At 59.7% G+C, this 20,306-nt stretch carries 15 protein-coding genes and 2 pseudogenes; 7 read left to right on the forward strand and 10 right to left on the reverse strand.

Annotation, left to right across the window (positions count from 1 at the left end):
- Positions 1 to 42 precede the first annotated feature (42 nt).
- Positions 43 to 1,476, forward strand: coding sequence for a TolC family outer membrane protein (locus tag K5Q02_RS02580; RefSeq protein WP_225836071.1), 1,434 nt, complete (start codon positions 43 to 45; stop codon positions 1,474 to 1,476).
- A gap of 432 nt (positions 1,477 to 1,908) precedes the next feature.
- Here the strand turns inward: K5Q02_RS02580 and waaA are convergent, their stop codons facing one another.
- Positions 1,909 to 3,189, reverse strand: a complete 1,281-nt coding sequence (gene waaA / locus K5Q02_RS02585) for a lipid IV(A) 3-deoxy-D-manno-octulosonic acid transferase (RefSeq protein WP_225836073.1) — start codon at positions 3,187 to 3,189, stop codon at positions 1,909 to 1,911.
- Positions 3,190 to 3,259: 70 nt separating this feature from the next.
- Complete coding sequence (locus tag K5Q02_RS02590) at positions 3,260 to 4,147, reverse strand: LysR family transcriptional regulator (protein ID WP_225836074.1); 888 nt, start codon at positions 4,145 to 4,147, stop codon at positions 3,260 to 3,262.
- Positions 4,148 to 4,233: 86 nt separating this feature from the next.
- Between K5Q02_RS02590 and K5Q02_RS02595 the strand changes: the two genes are divergently transcribed.
- The 4 genes and pseudogenes from K5Q02_RS02595 (at position 4,234) to K5Q02_RS02610 (ending at position 7,698) form a co-directional block, all read left to right on the forward strand.
- The gene (locus tag K5Q02_RS02595) at positions 4,234 to 4,566 is read left to right on the forward strand and encodes a DMT family transporter (RefSeq protein ID WP_042553924.1); all 333 of its coding nucleotides are present in this window, start codon (positions 4,234 to 4,236) and stop codon (positions 4,564 to 4,566) included.
- A 92-nt stretch (positions 4,567 to 4,658) separates the two neighbouring features.
- Positions 4,659 to 5,830 (forward strand): annotated as a pseudogene (locus tag K5Q02_RS02600) (NAD(P)/FAD-dependent oxidoreductase).
- The gene (locus K5Q02_RS02605; protein WP_442963987.1) at positions 5,830 to 6,663 is read left to right on the forward strand and encodes an aldo/keto reductase; all 834 of its coding nucleotides are present in this window, start codon (positions 5,830 to 5,832) and stop codon (positions 6,661 to 6,663) included. Before K5Q02_RS02600 ends, K5Q02_RS02605 begins: the two are co-directional and overlap by 1 nt.
- Before the next feature lie 69 nt (positions 6,664 to 6,732).
- Positions 6,733 to 7,698, forward strand: a complete 966-nt coding sequence (locus tag K5Q02_RS02610) for a metal ABC transporter ATPase (protein WP_225836077.1) — start codon at positions 6,733 to 6,735, stop codon at positions 7,696 to 7,698.
- Between the two features lie 90 nt (positions 7,699 to 7,788).
- Here K5Q02_RS02610 and hldE read toward each other — a convergent pair whose 3' ends face one another.
- The 3 genes from hldE to K5Q02_RS02625 form a co-directional block, all read right to left on the reverse strand.
- Positions 7,789 to 9,210, reverse strand: a complete 1,422-nt coding sequence (gene hldE, locus K5Q02_RS02615; RefSeq protein WP_225836079.1) for a bifunctional D-glycero-beta-D-manno-heptose-7-phosphate kinase/D-glycero-beta-D-manno-heptose 1-phosphate adenylyltransferase HldE — start codon at positions 9,208 to 9,210, stop codon at positions 7,789 to 7,791.
- An 85-nt stretch (positions 9,211 to 9,295) separates the two neighbouring features.
- The gene (locus K5Q02_RS02620; protein ID WP_225836096.1) at positions 9,296 to 10,717 is read right to left on the reverse strand and encodes a PIG-L deacetylase family protein; all 1,422 of its coding nucleotides are present in this window, start codon (positions 10,715 to 10,717) and stop codon (positions 9,296 to 9,298) included.
- Positions 10,718 to 10,721: 4 nt separating this feature from the next.
- A complete protein-coding gene (locus K5Q02_RS02625; RefSeq protein ID WP_225836098.1) occupies positions 10,722 to 11,618 on the reverse strand; it encodes a GNAT family N-acetyltransferase in 897 nt (298 codons plus the stop codon).
- Positions 11,619 to 12,197: 579 nt separating this feature from the next.
- On the opposite strand from K5Q02_RS02625, the gene K5Q02_RS02630 reads away from it, so the two are divergent.
- On the forward strand, positions 12,198 to 13,052 hold the full coding sequence (locus tag K5Q02_RS02630) for an O-antigen ligase family protein (RefSeq protein WP_225839535.1): 855 nt from the start codon (positions 12,198 to 12,200) through the stop codon (positions 13,050 to 13,052).
- A complete protein-coding gene (locus K5Q02_RS02635; protein ID WP_225836100.1) occupies positions 13,049 to 13,729 on the forward strand; it encodes a polymerase in 681 nt (226 codons plus the stop codon). The genes K5Q02_RS02630 and K5Q02_RS02635 overlap by 4 nt, the downstream gene beginning before the upstream one ends.
- Before the next feature lie 150 nt (positions 13,730 to 13,879).
- Here K5Q02_RS02635 and K5Q02_RS02640 read toward each other — a convergent pair.
- The 5 genes and pseudogenes from K5Q02_RS02640 to msbA form a co-directional block, all read right to left on the reverse strand.
- Positions 13,880 to 14,763: pseudogene (locus K5Q02_RS02640) on the reverse strand (glycosyltransferase).
- Positions 14,760 to 15,905, reverse strand: coding sequence for a glycosyltransferase (locus tag K5Q02_RS02645; RefSeq protein WP_225836101.1), 1,146 nt, complete (start codon positions 15,903 to 15,905; stop codon positions 14,760 to 14,762). Before K5Q02_RS02645 ends, K5Q02_RS02640 begins: the two are co-directional and overlap by 4 nt.
- Positions 15,898 to 16,809 (reverse strand): glycosyltransferase family 2 protein, encoded by a 912-nt coding sequence (locus tag K5Q02_RS02650; RefSeq protein WP_225836103.1) that lies wholly within the window; start codon positions 16,807 to 16,809, stop codon positions 15,898 to 15,900. Before K5Q02_RS02650 ends, K5Q02_RS02645 begins: the two co-directional genes overlap by 8 nt.
- Positions 16,806 to 17,783: a glycosyltransferase family 9 protein gene (locus K5Q02_RS02655; RefSeq protein WP_225836105.1), complete on the reverse strand. Its 978-nt coding sequence runs from the start codon at positions 17,781 to 17,783 to the stop codon at positions 16,806 to 16,808. Before K5Q02_RS02655 ends, K5Q02_RS02650 begins: the two co-directional genes overlap by 4 nt.
- Positions 17,784 to 18,476: 693 nt before the next feature.
- Positions 18,477 to 20,303, reverse strand: coding sequence for a lipid A export permease/ATP-binding protein MsbA (gene msbA / locus K5Q02_RS02660; protein WP_225836108.1), 1,827 nt, complete (start codon positions 20,301 to 20,303; stop codon positions 18,477 to 18,479).
- Positions 20,304 to 20,306 lie beyond the last annotated feature (3 nt).

Consider the following 20,306-nt stretch of genomic DNA (forward strand, 5'->3'; position numbering starts at 1 on the left):
GCTTAGTCTCGCCGACTACTGCCCATTCTAGGATTCGCTGACATGCTGCGCAGACTCTCCCTGGCCGTTGCCGTGACCGCCACTTCAACCGCCACGGCCTGGGCAGATCCGGCCCCGCTATCGGTGCGCACCGACCTGATGTCGGTGTATCAGGAAGCCGCCGCCAACAATGCCGATCTGGCCGCCGCCCGTGCCGACTTCGAGGCCCGCCGCGAAGGCGTACCGCAGGCCCGCGCCGGCCTGCTGCCGAACCTCAGCGCCGGCGCACGGACGACCGACACCCGCACAGCCCTGCAACAGCCTTCTGCCACCCAGTCGCGCAGCGGTACGGTGTACCAGGCCAACCTCAGCCAGCCACTGTTTCGCGCTGACCGCTGGTACCAACTGCAGGCAGCCGAGGCAGTCAGCGAGCAAGCCGCTCTGGAATATTCCGCCAGCGAACAGAACCTGATCCTGCAGAGCGCCGAAGCTTATTTCTCGGTATTGCGCGCGCAGGACAACCTGGCCTCGACCAAAGCCGAAGAAGCCGCCTTCAATCGCCAGCTCGACCAGGCCAACGAGCGCTTCGACGTCGGCCTTTCGGACAAGACCGACGTGCTGCAGGCTCAGGCCGGTTTCGACACCGCACGGGCCAACCGTATCATTGCTCAGCGTCAGGTCGACGATGCCTTCCAGGCCCTGATCACCCTGACCAACCGCGAATACCGCAGCATCGAAGGTATCCAGCACAGCCTGCCGATTCTCACCCCGATGCCCAACGATGCCACCGCTTGGGTCAATACGGCAGCCGCGCAGAACCTCAACCTGCAGGCCAGTAACTTTGCCGTCAATGCCGCCGAGGAAACCCTGCGCCAGCGCAAGGCCGGACATGCGCCAACTCTGGATGCCGTGGCCCGCTACGAGCGCGGCGACAACGACGCACTGGGCCTGAGCAACCCCAACTACACCGGGCAGAACTACGGCAGCGACGTGTCGCAGCGCAGCATCGGCCTGGAACTGAACATCCCGCTGTACAGCGGTGGCCTGACCAGCTCCCAGGCCCGTGAGGCCTACCAGCGCCTCAGCCAGTCGGAGCAGCAACGTGAAGGTCTGCGCCGTGAGGTGGTACAGAACACCCGCAACCTGTATCGCGCGGTGAATACCGACGTGGAAACCGTACAGGCGCGCCGCCAGTCGATCATCTCCAACCAGAGCGCACTGGAGGCCACGGAAATCGGTTATCAGGTGGGCACACGCAACATCGTCGACGTCCTGGACGCCCAGCGCCAACTGTACGGCGCGGTGCGCAACTACAACGACGCACGCTACGACTACATCCTCAACAACCTGCGCCTGAAACAAGCTGCCGGCACCCTCAGCCCGGCCGATCTGGAGGCCTTGGGCCGTTACCTGAAGCCGGACTACAACCCGGATCGCGACTTTCTTCCTTCAGATCTGGCCAAGGCCGCCGAAGCACGGCTGCAAGGCGACGAGTAAGCAGACCAATTGGGGTTGCGCCACCCTGCCCAGCGCGACGTAGGGTGGGCCGGGCGGCGATCCGCTTCAGCCCACCAATTTTTGATGGCTCCCACGCTCCAGCGTGGGAGCGCTCGGGCTAGCCAGCGGCTTTCGACATCAGCCGCAAAGCGCCTCTGAAGGCATTCCCACGCAGAGTCTGAGGAAATAGGGCTGAAGCCCACCCTTGTATCGCGACTACTGTCTTACGAGAGGCGATAGTTCCCGACTGATCATCGGGGAGCCATGCAGACGGTATCTGCTCCCCAGGGGCATAAACCGTAGGGTGGCGCTTTAGCCCACCAAAGCCATTCAACGCCGATGGTGGCTGACTGTTCAGAACATGCGGTTCGGAGCTTTGCAGATGCGCGACCTCGGCGGCGCTCCGCGTTATTTCGACGATTCAAGCAGCCGCTAAGTGATCAGCCTTCCCAACCCATCCAGCAAACGCTGCAAGGCGCCCTGATTGGCCTTGAGCACTGCCAGGCCGGCTTCGCGCATGGCCGCCGCACGTTCAGGCTCGCGCAACAGCAACGCGACCTGGGCGCCGAGCGCCTTGGCATCAACCACCTCGCAGAGCGCGCCGCGCTCGAGCAACTGTGCGGTGATCTCCTGAAAATTGAAGCGATGCGGCCCCATGATCACCGGCAGCCCCAGCGCGATAGGTTCCAGCGGGTTATGGCCGCCCGTCTCTACCAGGCTGCCGCCGACGAAGGCGACATCGGCCAGGCCATACAGAAACATCAATTCGCCCATGCTGTCGCCGAGCAGCACCTGCACATCAGGGCCAACGCCATCGCCTGAAGAGCGCCGCACGAAGGTCAGGCCTGCCTCACGCAACTGCGCGGCGGCAGTGTCGAAACGCTCCAGATGACGCGGCACCAGAATCAGCAAGGCATCCGGCTGGCTGGCGAGCAGTTGCCGGTGCGCCTGGATCACCAGCGCATCTTCCCCTTCACGGGTGCTGGCAGCGATCCACACCGGCCGCTGCTGAGCATGCCACTGCTCACGCAGCGCCGTGGCGCGCGCAGACACCGCGCTATCCACCTGCTGGTCGAACTTGATCGAGCCGGTTACTTCAACGGCGGCGGGTCGAGCACCAAGGGCGATAAAACGCTCCGCCTCGATCTGGCTCTGCACCGCGAGCAGGCTCAACTCGGCGAGCATCGGTGCCGTCAGCTTGGCGAAGCGCCCGTAGCCTTTGGCCGAGCGTGCGGACAAACGTCCATTGGCCAGCGCCACCGGAATACCTCGGCGGGCACACTGGTGGATGTAGTTGGGCCACAACTCGGTTTCCATGATCACCGCCAGACGCGGACGCACGCGTTCGAGAAAGCGCGACGCCGCCCAGGGCAGGTCATAGGGCAGATAGCAGTGCTGAACGCGACCGGCGAACTGCGCCTCGGGAAACAGCGCGCGAATGCGTTCGGAGCCGGTCGGCGTCATGCAGGTCAGGGTGATCGGCAGATCCGGGTAGCGTGCCAGCAGCTCGCGCACCAGCGGCGCCGCCGCGATGCTCTCGCCGACCGATACCGCGTGAACCCAGATGCCGTCGGGGCGCAGGGCTGGCAGGAAGGCGAATCGTTCGCCAACACGCTTGGTATAGGCTGGCGCACGCCAGGCCCGCCAGACCAGGCGTAGACCGATCAACGGCAGGCAGAGATGGAACAGCAGGCTATAAAGATATCGGTTCATGGCGGCGAAGCTTAGGGATGCCCGCGTTGCAGCACAAGCCGGCACAGAACGCCGAGCACCAGCGCACGCATCAAGGCTCCAGTAAGCGCAGCCGATCACCGAGATAGCGCACCAGCCACTGCGCGGCCGGGCCCAACGTTTCATCACGGCGAAACACCAGTTCCACCGGCAACGGCGGCGCGATCCAGTCACTGCTCAGCTCGATCAGATGCCCTTGATAGGTCGGGTACTGTGCCACGTGCCGTGGCAGGCACGCCCAACCCAGGTTACGCATCAGCAGCTCGGCCATCACGTAAAAGCTGTCGGTACGCCAGGCGGTCGGGCTGATCCGCTCGTTGCCGGGATAGTGACTATCCTGCAGAGTTATCAACAACTGCCGGTGCTGGGCCAACTCACGACGGTCGACGGAGCGTCGCTGCGCAAGCGGATGAGCGGCCCCGCAGACCATGACCATATCCACCATGCCCAAGCGGCGACGCTCCAGCTCGGCAGGCATGCCGTCATGGTGAAACAGCAGGCCGAGGTCGGCACGCCGTTCGAGCAACTGACGCGCCACCACGCCTTGGCCGCCGCTGGTCATCTGCACCTCGACCCGCGGGAACGCCTGGGCCAGGGCCTCCAGGCTGTCGAGTATCGGCGGCATCGGCAGCGCCTCATCCTGCGCCAGGCGCAGACACACTTCCTCGCCTCGCGACAGCCCAAGGGCTCGCCCCTCCAGCCGCTCGGACTGTCGCAGCAACTCGCGCGCCTCTTCGAGCAACGCCTGGCCGGCTTCGGTCAGGCGCGGCTGACGACCGCTGCTGCGTTCGAACAGGCGTACGCCCAGATCATCCTCCAGCGCCGCCACTGCGTTGCTGACGGCCGATTGCACACGACCGAAACGCCGCGCCACGGCAGAAAACGAGTTGCCGTCGGCAACGGCTACGAACACTTCAAGTTGCTCAAGAGTCCAGCGCACAACCTATCTCCAATCAAGATAGGTAATGAGTTTACCTAACAGAGTGAATCCGTAAAATCAGTCCTATGTTAATAGGAGTGCTGCCGATGAATGGTTATCTCTATCTCGCTCTGGCCATCGCTGCCGAGGTGGTTGCGACCACGTCCATGAAGGCCGTCGATGGCTTCAACAAACCGCTTCCGCTACTGCTGGTGATTGCGGGCTACAGCATTGCGTTCTGGATGCTGATTCTGGTGGTACGCACCATTCCGGTAGGCATCGCCTACGCCATATGGGCCGGCCTGGGTATCGTGCTGGTCAGCATCGCGGCGATGTTCGTCTATGACCAGAAACCGGACTTGCCCGCGGTACTGGGCATGGGCCTGATCGTCAGTGGTGTCGTGGTGATCCAACTGTTCTCCCGCGTCACCGGGCACTGAGGTAGCCGCGAGCTCTCCAACGGTTTGCCGCTTGAAGCTTGCCACTCTCACCAAGGTTATACTGCGCATCTGTTTTCCCGAGAGGCGCCCGCATGTCCCACACTCTGAGCACAGACGTCCTGATCGTTGGCGGCGGTGTCGCCGGCTTATGGCTGAATGCGCGCCTGCGTGCCAAGGGCTACGCCACGCTGCTGCTGGAGCGGGAAAGCCTGGGGGGCGGTCAGAGCGTCAAGTCCCAGGGGATCATCCACGGCGGCGCTAAATATGCCCTGCATGGCGCCCTGAGCGGCGCCTCCGAAGCCATCGCCGACATGCCGCGGCGCTGGCGCGAAGCACTCGATGGCAGCGGTGAACTCGATCTGTCGGGCGTGCGTCTACTTTCCGATGCTCATTACCTGTGGTCGCCCGGCACCCTGGCGGGCAACCTCACCAGCTTCTTCGCCAGCAAGGCCGTGCGCGGCCGTGTCGATCAGGTCAAGGGCGAGCAGTTGCCGCCTGCGCTGCAGCATCCGAAATTCAAGGGCAAGGTCTATCGCCTGGCAGAACTGGTGGTAGACGTGCCTAGCCTGATCACACGCCTGGCCGATCTCGCCGGTGACAGCCTGCTCGCCGCCGACGATATCCAACCGCTGCAAGAGAACGGGCAACTGGTTGGCCTATGCGTCGACGGCCGCGAGATTCGCGCCCAACGCATCGTGCTCAGCGCCGGTGGCGGCAATGCCGAGCTGTTGGCCAGCCTGCACGTCGCGCAGCCGAGCCAGCAACTGCGCCCCCTGCACATGGTGATGGTCAAGGGCCCAACCTTGAAACCGCTGTACGCCCATTGCCTGGGCGGCGGCCCCAAGCCGCGGATCACCGTTACCAGCCATCCAAGCGCCGATGGCGAATGGGTCTGGTACCTCGGCGGTGACCTCGCCGAAGCCGATGGCGTAGCACGCGACGAAGCGGCGCAGATCGAGGCGGCGCGCAAAGAGCTCACGCAGTTGCTGCCCTGGGTCGACTTGTCGGCAGCCCAGTGGGCCACCCTGCGGGTAGAACGTGCCGAGCCGGCACAAAGCGGTCTGGCGCGTCCGGACAACGCTTTTCTCAGCGACCAGGGTGCGCTGCTGGTCGGCTGGCCAACCAAACTGGCCCTGGCACCGGATTTCTCGACCGCGTGCTGGCCAATCTCGAACGCGATGGCATCCGCCCTGCCATTCATCCCTCGCTGCCCGAGCTGCCGCGTCCAGCCATCGGCCGCACCGCCTGGGAGACCTCGTTTTGATTCGTAATCTGCACGGTCTGCACCGCCCGCTAGGCTCGACCGGCCTGATCGTTTCCCCTCTAGGCCTGGGCACGGTCAAGCTCGGCCGCGATCAGGGGGTCAAATACCCCAACGGTTTCACCATTCCCGATGATCAGCAGGCGCTCCAGCTACTTGGACTCGCCCGGGAGCTGGGCATCAATCTGCTCGATACGGCGCCCGCCTACGGCATCAGCGAACAGCGCCTCGGCCCGCTGCTGCGAGGCCAGCGCCAGGACTGGGTGATCGTCAGCAAGGTCGGCGAAGAATTCGACAACGGCCTGTCGCATTTCGACTTTTCCAGCGCCCATACCCGCCGCTCGGTGGAACGCAGCCTGAAACGTCTGGAAACGGACTACATCGACCTGGTGCTGGTGCATTCCAACGGCGATGACTTGTCCATTCTGCGCGACGAAGCCGTCTACGACACCCTTGCCGAACTCAAGCAGGCCGGACTTATCCGCGGCTTCGGCTTCTCCGGAAAAACCGTCGAGGGCGGCCTTCTGGCCCTCGAACGCGGCGACTGCGCGATGGTGACCTACAACCTCAGTGAGCAGCATGAGCGCCCGGTATTGGACTATGCTGCGAGTCACGCCAAAGGCATCCTGATCAAGAAAGCCCTGGCCAGCGGGCACGTTTGCCTGGAAAGCGGTGTCGATCCGGTTCGGGCAAGCTTCGAACTGATCTTCGCGCACCCCGGCGTCGGTAGCGCCATCGTCGGCACCATCAGTCCGCTGCACCTGGCGCACAACGTCGCCATGGCCGCTGATGTAATTGTGGGCACTAATAGCGGTAACAAAGGATCAGGAGAGTGATGAACGGGTGTGCCTGACACACCCTTGACGCCGCTTATGCGGCCGACCCCGACGCAAGAAGGAGCCGACATGCCGCGCATCATTTCCCGAAAAGACCCTGCCACCTTCAAGACGCTGCCCCTGTTCGTCGAGGCCTCGCCCGACGGCATCATCTATCAGAGCCTGGGCAGACCACTGAACTTCAGCGAAATGCTCGAACGCCGCAAGCCAGTCGAACTGAATGATAGTCAGCGCTTCGCGGTGGAATTGGCCAACCTTGGCGTCTCGGTACGCCTGACCCTGAACTGGCAAGGCCGCGAGTACTGGGTGCTGGTGCGCCAGCGGCGTCTCGACCGTGGCGACGTCGTGCTCAAGTTGATCTCCGGCTACGTACCGGCCCATGAACTCAACTTGCCATTGATGACGGCCATCCAGGAAGTCGCCGAAGAGTGCTTGCTGGAGACCAGCGAAGGCTGGCTCCACGGCCGCTTTGGCGACACCTGGCTGCCAGCACCTTACGAGGGCACCCTCAAGTACCGCGACGGCGTGCACTTCCGGCTCAGCCCACTCTCTGGTGCGGCGCGCCCCGTGCAGTGCGGCAACCTGACATTGCTGGAGCGCCCGCGCGCCTACGTGCACGTACCAACAGCCTCGTTGCAGTTGGTCTACGACTTGCGCCTGGACCTGCCCAAGGAAGCCAAACAGCCCAGCCTGCTGCACGTTGACGAGCACCTGGAGAACGGCAAGCTGATCGCCCGCCTGGATCACGCCCGCCCGGATCTCTATCTGATTCCTCTGCAACAAGGCCGCCCGACGGCGGAACTGATGACCCTGCGCCAGGGCCAACTGGTACCTGCCAATACCCGTGGTTTGTGGCTAGCCGAGAGCTTCGCCGCCCAAGATGGCTGGCTGGTACGCGATGAGCGCATTCGCTGGAAGGACTGGCTGGCGCTGCAAAACATCATGCCCAAGGCCCACAAGTCCGGCCCAGGCACTATCCGCGCGGGCACCGTACAGGCGCCCCGAGTACGCCTGGATACTGCAGCCGCTGTTTGACAGCAGACACGTTGGCCAGGCGCCGCTTAGGCCAACAATGGAATAAAGGATACAAAGCGAAACCCCGCCGAATGGCGGGGTTTCGTGTACTCAGCGACTGCGAATCTTCTCGACGATGGCGGTAGTCGAGCTGTTCTCGACCAACCCCAGGACCCGAACCTCGCCACCGTAGGCCTGCACGATGTCGGCACCGACCACCTGATCAATGCCGTAGTCACCGCCCTTGACCAGCACATCCGGCTGCACCTGTTTGAGCAGGCGCTCGGGGGTGTCTTCGCTGAAACTCACTACCCAGTCCACGGCGCCGAGACCGGCCAGCACCGCCATGCGGCGATCCACAGCGTTGATCGGCCGGCCTGGCCCCTTGAGGCGGCTGACCGATGCGTCGTCATTGATCGCCACCACCAGACGATCGCCCTGGGCGCGTGCCTGCTCGAGGTAGGTCACATGGCCGGCATGGAGGATGTCGAAGCAGCCATTGGTGAACACGATCTTCTCGCCATGGGCGCGAGCGTCTTCAGTCGCCAGCAGCAGTTGTTCCAGGCTCAGCACGCCGCGTTCGGATCCTTCCTCACGCTGCACCGCACGACGCAGCTCGGGCGTACTGATTGCCGCCGTACCCAGCTTGCCGACGACGATCCCGGCAGCGAGGTTGGCCAATGCAACGGCCTGGGGCAAATCCTCACCCGCAGCAATGGATGCCGCCAGTGTCGAGATCACCGTATCCCCAGCCCCGGTTACATCGAACACCTCGCGGGCGCGCGCTGGCAGGTGCAGTGGCGCATGGTCAGGGCGCAGCAGGGTCATGCCATGTTCACCCCGGGTCACCAGCAGCGCGCCCAGATCGAGCTCACGCATCAAGCGGGCGCCACGGCTGACGAGCTCTGCTTCGTCCTCACAACGGCCGACGATCAACTCGAACTCGCTGAGGTTCGGGGTAATCAGGCTAGCGCCGCGATAGATGGAGAAGTCCTTGCCTTTCGGGTCGGCCAACACCGGAATACCACGCGTCCGAGCAGCCTGAATCAGCACCTGATGGTTCTGCAGGGCACCTTTGCCATAGTCGGACAGCACCAGCACCTTGACCTGATCCAGCAACTGCTCGACCTGTCGCGCCAAAGCATCGGCATCAGTGTGGAAGGGCTCCTCGAAATCCATGCGCAGCAACTGCTGATGACGACTCATCACCCGCAGCTTGACGATGGTCGGCTGACTCTCGATGCGCTGGAAATAGGTTTTCACGCCAATGGCTTCGAGACTCTGACGCAGGCTTTCCGCCGCCTCGTCTTCGCCGGTGACACCCACCAGCACCGCAGGCGCGCCCAATGCAGCGATATTCAGCGCAACGTTGGCCGCACCGCCCGGTCGATCCTCGATCTGCTCGACCTTGACCACCGGCACCGGGGCCTCAGGCGAAATACGCGAGGTAGCGCCGTGCCAATAACGATCAAGCATGACATCACCCACCACGAGAACGGGGGCCTGATCGAAACGGGGCATGGATAACTTCATGCGGAAACTCCGGAAATGCAAAATCGTCGCGGAGAATAGCACATTGACCCTTTGCCACCCTGCGACAAGCCTGCGATGGTGAGGCTCAGCGATCGAGCGGTCGCACCCAGAAAAGTTCGTGCCGGCGTACCGCCTTGCGGAAGAACTCGTCTTCACCTGCCTGAGGCCAGCGGCGCGCCGCCAGGCACCATTGAATGAAGCGGCGCAAACGCTTCTTGAAGGGTAGCGGCGTTTGCAGATCGTGCTGCATCGCAAGCGCCTGGCTCTTGTCTACCAGCTCCTGATCACCGAGCAGCGGGCTCCACAGCTTGTCGGCAGGCAACGGTTCGATACAGGGCGGCAGTGCTATACCATTGCCGGCAGGGCCCATGGGCCAACGATCATTATCGGCGAGATGATTGGCGTAAAGCAGCTGCACATCCGGTCGCCATCCGCTGATTTCGATGGCCTGATGCAACACCCTGCTTGACTGAATATGGTCGGGGTGTGGATCCAACTGCGGATGAGGCAACACCACAACCTCGGGCCGAAAATGCTGCAGCAGAGCAGCCATATCAGCCACCAGATTGCTCCAAGTAGGAGATCCATCTGCGTCGCCGGGCAGCTTGAATGGGTTAAAGCGCCGCACGCTACGGATGTCCGAATCACCCGATTCCAATGACACGAAAGGCATGCTGGGCTCGCCCTCCATCTTCGTCAGCTGCATACAGTAATAGCCCAACTGCACACAATGGCTGGGAGGCACGCCCCCCCACATAGGCACGGCGTGGCTGCTCCAGCTGCGCAGACGGCCCTTCAGACGCGCAGCAGCCGTATCACTCAGCCCAAGACGCCGATAGAACTTCGCCTCGATCTCACCCTGAGTCAGCGTCACGATAGAGGCTTCGATACTCCGGCTGTAAAGGCCAAATGCAGCCAGTTCGGCATCATCGGCATGCGGCGCAATGACCATCACTCGACGACTGGCGTAATCGGAGTTGCTGAAACAATGCAGAGTGGCCTCGCTGGACAGCCTGCAGAAACGGCCGCGCAACTTCAGTCGACCATCGCGAAGCGCTGGTAAGCAACCGGACAGATTGACGAACCGCAAACCGTTGACGCCCCTTTCGAAGTCCTGACGATCAAGATGCGCCCCCTCTCCGATCAGCACATTCGGATCCAGCCAGCGGCCCAGCCAGCTACTGCGAACGTGCACGGCCAGCATCAGAGTTTCGGCACTGTCAGGCAATGGGGTGTTGGCAGGCGAAACACTACCGTCGCGTCCGATCCGCACCGACCTGCTCAGGCTGTCGGCCGGGAAATCATAGCGATAGTCGTCTTTGGGCGAATAAAACAGATGGTCGGAAAACCAGGCCTCATGAGCGATCCAGGCCAGCAAAAGAACGACCGGCGCTGTTCCCCACGAGCCGAACCAGTCCAGGGCCACTAACATTGGCAAGGCCACGACCATGAGAATGCGCTTGTTGCGCCGATGCCGGCGTAACAACTGTTGCTTGCGTGCTTCCATTCACTTACACCCGAAAAACGGATTGGCGATTACACCAACGATCCTTGTATTCAACATCGGCACGGCCGAACGAGTAACGTAACGCTTTTCCCTTCGAGCGAGCCTCTTCCCAAGCAGTTTGCGTGTTGATGAAGCTGAGTACACTGCCCGGGCTGAAATCACGGGAAGCGGGGTCGACGCCGCCATTGATGTATTCGATGCTGATCCAGTCTGGCGATTCGACCCTGTACAGAATCTGAACAGCAATGGGCTTGCCATCGAGCTGCAGATAGCTTCCCCACAGAAAGTCCCTCAGCGCCCCGAATACCTCGGCAAGGTGCCCTTTACCGGGTACCCCAAAGCCCCAACGGCTCTCGAACAACTCGGTATAGATGGCGGCCAGCTCATCTGCAGACAACTGCGAAACCGGCACTATTTTCCCGCCAGCGTCCTCTAGCATCCTTAACTCGCGGCGCTGATTGTAACGAAACTTCTTGCTGTATTCCTCAGGCTCGCGTGCGATCGCCAGTTCTTCGGACTGCTTGCACAGCGTCGAGATGCTGCCTTGATGCAGAGCTGAAACGTAGCGCATGCGGTGCCGCACAGGCGCCATTGCCCCCTTGGCAATTGGCAGAATCACCTCAGCATTACCAAGGTCGAACAGATCACGCTGCCCGTTGCGCTTGAGCACATCGCGTGACAAGGCCAGACGCCCCCCCCATACGGGAACGGCAGCCTGCAGCTCACCATCCAGGGGCCAGCCGAGGTAGCGCACAGAAATATTAGCCAGGCCTGAAAGGCGCTCAACAACTTCAGGGTGGGTCGCTACGCTGCCGCCTAAACGCAACCAGGTTTGACGGTACAACTCAGCGCTGATCGAACGCCAGCCACGTTCGCGCCAGCGCTGCAACGGATTGAACATCAGGCATCCTGCTCCGAAGTGGTGTTATTGAATAGCGCGGCACACGATTCGTGCACTAGCCTGTCGAAGATGTTGGCCAGCAGGTTATTACTTGTACCTGAGGAAGACAGCTGGATAGTTTCAAAAGGAAGATATTCACACACGAGTGTAGCGGCAAAAAAAGCCGGAAATATTAGCACAGCATCCACTCGCAGCAGTGCTGTGATGCATTAAGATAGCGCCTTTTTTGTCGACACACTGGAACCCCCTAGTGCAGTTATCGAGTTCACAATCGAGTCCCATACGTTCCCAGATACATGATTTCATCGCTGGCCGCTGGCTCGTCTTTGGCTATCTGGTTTTGCTCACCGGTTTGTTCTGGGTAAATGACGGCAGCCATTACACAAAATTTTATTACGCATTGTTCGCAGCCCCGGCCCTACTCGGCCTTGTACTGATGCCTGGGCAGATCAGGCCCATCATCCGTGAGCCTGTTCTATTGAGTTTCCTGGCTCTGAGCGCCTGGTTGCTAATCAGCATGAGCTGACCCGGGCCGAAGACGACTTCGGCAGCCTGGCCAAACGGCCTCTTTATGTGCTCATGCTGTTCGCCGGTTGCGCCTTGATAGCTCTCAAAAGCGAAGCCCTGCTTTTGAAAACGTTGCGGATCGGTGCTGGCTTGGGCGCACTGGCGGCTCTCATCAATTTCGCTTGGTTCCTGCAGCACGCAGCACCAGGTGAGCGCCTGATCGGTACTGGAGCCTTGCGCAATCCCTTGCTGACATCCCATGTGCTGGGTTTTCTATGCACTTACTGGGTGGCCGCATGGCTATCACGCAGTGAGCGCCATGACTGGTTGCCGATCCTCATGATACTGCCACTCCTGGCAGCACTGCTCGCCACCGGCTCGAGAACTCCGTTGATGGGCCTGGCCTTGACCAGCGCCTGGATGCTGCTGGTGAACGGAAAACGCGCGATGCTTCTGGTAGGCGCCTTGTTTGCCGTGGCAGGCGCCTTATACCTGGCATGTCCGGAGATACTTCTCCAGCGCGGCATGTCATATCGCCCGGAACTCTGGGGCGATGCGGTACGTCAGGCGGCTCAGCACCTCTGGCTTGGCGCGGGCTATGAGAGCAAATTCATATTCGACATTCCCGGAATTGGCTACCCACTGCATGATCCCCACAATGTAGAGCTCGCCGTGCTTCTCGAGCTGGGGTTGATCGGCCTTGGCCTGTGGGCTGTCATGTATGCATGCGCACTTCTACGCTGCTTGCGGCTTCGTGCGCAACCACACTTCCAGATCGCATCGGCACTATTGGTCTACGGGCTGTGCGCCGGGCTGACCGAAGGCGGCAATTATCTCTCGCGCCCCAACGAGAGCTGGTTCCTGATCTGGATACCACTGGCGCTGCTATGCGCTCTTTCCATTCGGCATAGGCAGTCGCAAGCATGAAGCGTATCGAATCCGCACAGCTAGACAGACTGCTCAAGGACGCCAGAACCATTGAAGAGGACGGCCTGGGCATAAAGGTCGCTCAACTCAAGGAGGGCGACTTCCTTAAGCTGTACCGACGCAAGCGACTGCTGTCTTCCGATCTGTGGGATCTGCCTGCGCAACGGTTTGCAGACAATGCAAACGGCCTGTTAGGCCTGGGTATCACCGCACCGAAAGTCTTGGATGTGCTGATGATCAGCGAGCGGCGCCTGAGCGCAGTACGCTATCAGCCATTGCCCGGCGACACGCTGCGCAATCACCTGCGCAAGTCAGATGCCGCGACACGCTCTCGGAACGTGATGCGCTTCGGAACCTTTCTTGGTGAACTGCACCAGTCCGGCGTGTACTTTCGCTCGCTGCACCTGGGAAATGTACTGCTGCTGCCAGATGACAGCTTCGGCCTGATCGACCTGTCGGACATGAAACTCGAGCGCAATGCGTTGGCCCCCTGGAAGCGCCGGCGCAATTTGCAGCACATCCTGAGATACCCAGAAGATATCGGGTGGCTGACCGAGCAGCATCGTGAGGACTGGGTGGCCGGCTACGGCAAGAGCGTCAGTGCTCGTAGCGCCGAGCGCTTTGCCCGTGACCTGAAAAAATGGCTCACAGCCACAACGTCAAATGCGGTGAGATAAGTAGTACTTCCGGCCCGGCGTCACGATAAATCACATCGAAACAGTAACCGCTGGACTCACGAGCGGTATTCATTTCTGTGACAGTTCGGCCTCTAGCATCACGACACTCGCACTCCCACCGCAGCCATCTCGAGCAACAAGGCTCTAACCTCAAGCTACCTGCTTGAAACAGTAGCGCCAGAGGCCCTTGAGCGTTTTGAGATTGCGCGAGCGCCATGGAATTTGAGCGAGCAATTCACCCGCCAGCGCCTTATCCTCGCTGGCTACTTTGGCAAACATCGCATTCAGGTAGCGCAAGCGAGTGGCTTGATAGCCTGGGTGATCGGCAAAACGCTGATAGATCGCCAGCTCCGTTTCGATCATCAAGCGGCGGTTTTTGTAGGTATTGCTTCCATGCACGCGATACAAGGCAAGTGGCTCCTCAAGGATATCGATGAAATATCCAGCATGAGCGATACGCAGCTCTACGTAATAATCTTCGATGCGTATGGAGGGGTCGAAACCACCGACCTTCTCGAGCGCCTCACGACGAAATAGCAAAGTCGGAGCCGGCGACCAGGCTTGCGATCCATGAACAAATCATCGAAATCAAGCCGCCGAGCGGGGCGATGGCGCTGCTTCTTGTCAGGCAACGGCTTACCTTCGCCATCGATCAGCACGATGCCACCAGCACAGATGCCTGCTTCAGGATGCTGTTCCATGAATGAAATCTGCAACGACAGACGCTCGGGGAGCATGACGTCATCCGAACCTAACGGAGCGATGTAGCTGCCCGCGCTACGAGTGATCATCTCGTTGAGCGTGGTGCAAAGTCCCTTGTTCGCCTGAACCAGGAAATCGAACCCGAGTTCCTTCTGCAGCCGCCCTATTACCGCCACACTGTCGTCATGCGAGCCATCATCGACCACCAGAAGTTCGATGTTGGGGTAATCCTGCGCATAGACACTACGGATGCTCGCTTCGATGAAGTCAGCGTGGTTGTAGGACGAAATAAGTACTGAAACTAGCGGTAGCGTGTTTTGGCTGTGAGTCATATTGACGTCCCTGTTACCGGCTGATCACCCTCAAGCATGGCGCGGTACTTGTCGCGAAAGTCCTGAATATCATGTTCACGCCGCAAATACTGATAGGCGTGTTCACCATGCTCGGTACGCACAGCATCACTGTCGGCAAGGCATGCACGCAGTTGCTCGGCCAATGCCGAGACGTCGCCGGGAGCAAACAAACGCCCTCCAGCCCCCTTCAATAACGGGCGCATCGCCGGAATATCCGAGCCGAGCACAGGTAGACGACCGCACATTCCTTCCAATAGCGCGAGCCCAAGCCCCTCCTGCAATGAAGGCATAACAAAAACGTCGAACGCCTTCACATAACGCATGGCATCTGGCTGGGTACCGCACAGGTGCACACGCTCAGCCAACCCCAGCTCGTCGATCAATGCAGCAAGATTCTCAGCCTCTCGGCCACCACCAATAATGGCCAGCCTTGCGGCTGGATAATCGCGACTGAGCGTGGCGAACGCACGAATAAGGTAAGTATGCCCCTTTATCGGTACCAGACGGCCGATAGCCCCGATGATCAGCGCTGCCGACGATAATCCCAATGCCTTGCGCGCCTCGTCGCGCGATAGCTGCAACGACTCAGCAAGATCAATATCCAGCGCATTGGTGATCGCGACCGTATTGGTCTTGGTAAAGCCACAGCGCAAGGAAATCAGATAATCGGCGACAGCCGGGGACACACCAATAAAGCGCCAACTCTCATCGATCAAGCGCTTGGCTTGCCAGCGCCTATAGAAACGATCGTACTCACCAAAGCCGTGAGAAACGCCGATGCAGCGTGGAATACGTAACGTTTTGTTGAGGTGCATGAACAGATTGACGGTCTTGAAGCGGTGCAACAACACCACATCGAAGCCCTCTTCTCGGCAGAACGCCAGAAGTCGCTTACGCACCTTGAGGCGCAGGCCACTCATGTCTTTCTCATTGAACTCGAAGAAGACCTGACGTCGACCGCAATGCTGAGTATCTTCTGTCGGCCGCCCCTCGAGATAAGCGTTGACCACGTCGAAACGCTCGGGTGGCAATCCTTGCAGAATCTGCTCACCCAAATCGGAATTGGTATCCGCAGCATTGTAGCGAGTCTGTAGTTGCAGGACTTTCAGAACCTTAGCCATAAGGTCGGCCCATCCAGAGACGAAGCGCCTTCCGCGAGTAGGAAAGCTTGAGCAGCACCCGCCAATCACTCGTCACTGCCTGGCAGTAGAACTGCTTAGCTGTCCTAAAATCTCCGGCTAGATAGGCACTGCGAAACAATGACAGGCAACGCTGCTGATAAAATGGCGCGCGCAGCTCGTGCAGCGCCGCTGGCAGTCGACCAAAGACCTCATCGACCAGCCCGACGCCTCCTGCCAGACTTGAAACAAAGTCATGGCGGAGGCTGTCGCTGTGCTTGTGAATCATCGCCAATGGCTCTGGCAGAAGTGAAACGGGATAGGTCGCCAGTGTTTGCGCAAATACTGGGATATCTTCAGCGTTACGAAACCGCTCAGGATAATTCCCCACTTGAAAAATAGAGCGGTGCATGACACAGGCGCCATTGGAAATGCTCAGTGTCTTGTCCAGCAGGTAAGCACGAACGCGCAGTAGAGGCGTATCAGGAAGACGTTCGGGAGAATGCCGGCGGCGGCGATCTTCCTGATCAACCGACCAATGTCCACCGATGACCATGCGAGTTTGATCATTCAGGGCAAGGTGGGCTCGGATCAGCGACAGGCTATCCGGCGCCATCTCGTCGTCAGCATCCAGGAATATCAGCCAGTCGTGACGGGCCAGTTCTATCCCGAGATTGCGCACGGACGCCAATCCACCATTGCTCTTGCGTAGCGACCTGAACCGACCGGAAAACTCCGCCTTCAATGCCTCGACAACCTCAGGGGTGTTGTCCGTAGAGCCATCATCGATGATAAGTAGCTCATCATCGTCGCCCAGTTGAGGCATGACGGAGCGAACCGTCCTGGCCAGAGTAAAAGCGTAGTTATATGCAGGAATGACGATGGTGATCGCCGTAGAACCACTCATCGCTGCCCCACCTCAACCTGTTGACTCAATGCCTGAAAGCCGCGAGCGACCCGATTGACACTCATGAAAAAAGCCCAGTGATCCCTTAGAAAACTCAAAGAAAAGGCCGGGCGCACCACCCGACCGCTTCCCCAGCCCGGACGCCAGCAAAACCCATCGCTGCGTTTGCGGTACAGCGTCAAAACGGGAATACCCAGTGCAGAAGCCAGATGCCCAACCCCAGAGTCATTGCCAATCACATAGCCGGATTCATAAAGGTGGCCTGCAAGAGCCTTGGCATCGGAGAATTCAGGCACTTCGAATTCAGGCTCGAATAGATGCAGATAATCGCCCCTTTCTTTGGGCGATAGGACGAACTGCGGCTGATAGCCAGCGGCACGTAGTCGCCGGGCCAACGCCAGGTACTTCTCAGCGGGCCAGTTTTTCTTTGCGTTGTAAGACAATGGATGAAGCATCACGCGCTGCGCGTGGCGACGGTGCCTGAGCGTCACAGGCACACGCATGCCGATATCGTCATGGGCATCGGCGAGCCCCAATCGAGAACGGCAAAAAGCCACAGCCTGCTCGACCATGCTGGCACGGTCATCATGCAGGCAACGAAGCGGACCGGCGGCTGCGGTCAAAGGTGCCAGTAAAAGCGACTTTTCCGCGGGCAGCCGAGCCAATGCCTCAGTCGCGGGTTGCTCGATGAAACGAGAATCCACACGCAACGTACCGACGAATACATAGCGCCGAGCGAGCTCACTCGCAGCCTCGCCGTGGCGCGTCAGCATGCTGCCCAAATCGGAAATAACCAGATCGAAATCGTCCAGGACGGCGAAAGTTTCGTCAGGAGCGGGCAGGCAGCGCGCGTCGAAGAGCGGCAACCATTCATTAAGTGCGCCAAAGTGGTTGCTCAGCACCGTTACGTTAAAACCGGCCCTGGCGAGATTGGCAGCCAGAACCAGATAAATACACCCGTCGCCTAGACCCATCGAGGGAACCAGAGCGAGCCTGCAGTCAGCCGGCGATGCGGCTAAGCGAGTACTGGCCCCTTGTATAACCTCAGCCATCAGAACTCCTAAATAACCCGAATATCTTCCATGATCGGGCTGCGCAAATACGCGCAGAAGAACATGCTCATGCCGGAGCTGAACGTTCTGGAACTGCGTGCAGTGGCGCTGCCATTTTCCCGCAAAGCATCCTGAAAGCCTCGGGACTTGAAAATTGCAATGTATTGCTCCCACTTGGCAAGGCGTGCGAGAGACCACCCTCAGTGATCTGTTGAACACTGGCGCCCCCAATCTGGTCAGATTGGAACAGGGAAACACGAAGCAATATCGACGCTCTGTTGTACGCAGAAATCACCATGCTCATCAAAAGCGGCGGCAATGGTGAATAACTCATTGTGAATTCCGCGTGAAATTTGACAGAAAAAGGGCTAACGCCCCTGATGCCCCAGATTGCGTAATCGACAACTGCCTGCGAGCTAAGCCCGGCGCAATGATATCAGTGCAACGCTTACGCATATCTTACGTGCATAGTCGCCATCAAAAAATGTAGTGCCCAAAGATGGATGCCAAAAAAGGCGCCACCTCTCTGCACTCACTTCCAGCAAACTCAATACTCGACGGAGCATCATCCAGGAGGCGCCTGGACAATCAGCTGTTGTTACCGGCGTGCCGACTTCAGCCCGCTGGCTGTCCAAGAACCTCGGCATCACCCTTTTCGTCGTCATCAAGCCCCATTGCATGCAAGCGCGAATAGTAGCCATTGCTTGCCAGTAGTGACTCATGGGTTCCTCGCTCGACGATACGGCCCTGATCCATCACGAGAATCAGATCGGCTTTCTCGATAGTGGACAACCGATGCGCAATCACCAGCGTCGTACGGCCCTCCATAACCTTGTCCAGAGCAGCCTGGATATAGCGTTCCGATTCCGTATCGAGGGCAGAAGTGGCTTCGTCCAGAATCAACAGGGGGGCGCTTTTCAATAGCGCCCTCGCAATGGCAAGACGCTGCCGCTGGCCACCGGAAAGCATGACTCCGTTCTCCCCCACCCGGGTGTCGAAGCCCTGCGGAAGCAACTCGATGAACTCACTGGCATAAGCCGCCCGCGCAGCAGTCTCGACGTCCTCGCGAGGCAAACGCCGCAGGTCACCGTAGGCGATGTTGTTTAGTACGGTGTCGTTGAACAGCGAGACCTGCTGAGTGACCAGCGCGATATGCTTTCTCAGGTTTTCCACGCGATATTCTTCTACCGGCGTGCCATCGAGCAGAATCTGCCCTTGGCCGTGCTGGTAAAAACGCGGGATCAGATTGGCCAATGTCGACTTGCCACTCCCCGAGCGGCCGACCAAAGCGACCATCTGGCCTGGCTCGACAGTGAAACTGATGTCCTGTAATACGGCCTTTTCGGTGCCTGGATATGTGAAGCTGAGCTGACGAACCTCAAGCGCTCCGGTTACCTGCTCCTTCTCCACGGTACCTTGATCCGGCTCTGGTTGTTCATCCAGTTGCTCGAAGATGCTTTCAGCACCAGCCAGACCTTTCTGAATCGTCGAGCTGACCTCAGACAGCTGACGAATCGGTTTGGGCAGTAGCCCCGCCGCGGTAATGTAGGCCACCAGGTCGCCGACGCTGGCGTCACCCCGCAGGAACAGCACCAGAAACATCAGAAACGCCATCGCTGCATAGTTCACGAGCTGCAGGCTGGGCGTATAAATCGCACTGGTGCGGGTCATTCGCAATTGTTTGCGGGTGCTGTCCTCGCTCGCCTCATGAAAGCGTTCGCGCTCATAGCGCTCGCCACCAAAGCTGCGCACCACGCGATAATTCTGGATCGTCTCGGACGATACGTGCGTCAGCTCGCCCATGGCGCTCTGAATCTTTCGGCTCTGGCTGCGAAATTTCTTGCTGGCGCTTTTCACCATCAGGGCAATGAGCGGAAGAATGGCCACCATGACCATGGTCAGCTTCCAGTTCATCCACAGCAGGTAACCAAACAGGAATACTACCGTGAGACCTTCACGCACCATGACCTTGAGCGCGTCAGTGGCAGCTCCTGTCACCGAGCCAACGTTGTAGGTGATACGGGATATCAGATAGCCCGTGGAGTGGTTGTCGAAATAGCGATTGGGCAGGGTCAACAGGTTATTGAACAGCGCGATGCGTAGATCCTGAACCAGGCCGAGGGAAACCCGAGCCAGGTAATAACCCCCGAGAAAAGAGCCAAGGCCCTGCCAGATGGTGATCAGCAGCAACGCCAGCGGTACGCCGTACAGCAATTGCATGCTACCCAGCAGTGGCAGCTCGACCGCCCCGGCCTCAGGCGCGGCGAGCCCATCGACGAAGTACTTGAGCAGGCCTGCCAGCATTGGCTGAGTTGAGGCAAAGATGATGTAGCCGACCATACTGATCCCGAACATCAACCAGTAACGCTTCATGTAGCTCAACAGCCGCATGTACAGCTTGAAGCTGGAGATGGACGACGGGTTAGCGCTTGGATCAGGCATGAG

The sequence above is a fragment of the Pseudomonas sp. MM211 genome (assembly GCF_020386635.1).
Lineage (GTDB): Bacteria > Pseudomonadota > Gammaproteobacteria > Pseudomonadales > Pseudomonadaceae > Aquipseudomonas.